1 protein-coding gene is annotated in these 590 nt (G+C 35.1%); it reads left to right on the forward strand.

Annotated elements, in window-relative coordinates; genetic code table 11:
* Window positions 1-48 precede the first annotated feature (48 nt).
* Window positions 49-590, forward strand: a 542-nt coding sequence (locus CN514_RS24215; RefSeq protein WP_483295034.1) for an RraA family protein, incomplete at its 3' end; no start/stop codon positions are given.

Consider the following 590-nt stretch of genomic DNA (forward strand, 5'->3'; position numbering starts at 1 on the left):
CGAACATATTATTTATATAATTTCTTTAAATAAATGATTTATAAAGGAGTGATTTCTATTATTAATCAATTTAAAAATATACCAACAACTTGTATTTCAGACGTAATGGATGGACTGAATAATATGGATCCGTCAATAAAGCCTTTAAAAGAAGAATATAGATTTGCTGGAAGAGCATTGACTGTTAAAATCCCTGTTGGCGATAACTTAGCTGTTTTGAAGGCAATTCGTGAAGCAAATCCAGGCGATGTCATCGTAATCGATGCAAAAGGGGATCGATACCGGGCAATTGCAGGAGACTTTGTTGTTGGAATGGCACAAACAATGGGTGTTAGTGCAATAGTTGTTGATGGGGTAATCCGGGATATAAGCGGTATTAAAAAATTAAACTTCCCAGTATTCTGTAAAGGAACTACCGTAGCTGCAAGTGGAAAAATTGGGGTAGGTGATATTAATATTCCAATATCATGTGGAGGTACATCAGTTAACCCAGGTGATATCATTGTCGGTGATGCAGATGGAGTGGTTGTAATCCCTCAATCGGAAGCAAAAACGATTTTAGAAAAATCATTAGATAAAATAAAAAAAGA

The organism is Bacillus sp. AFS001701, assembly GCF_002559405.1.
GTDB lineage: Bacteria > Bacillota > Bacilli > Bacillales > Bacillaceae_G > Gottfriedia.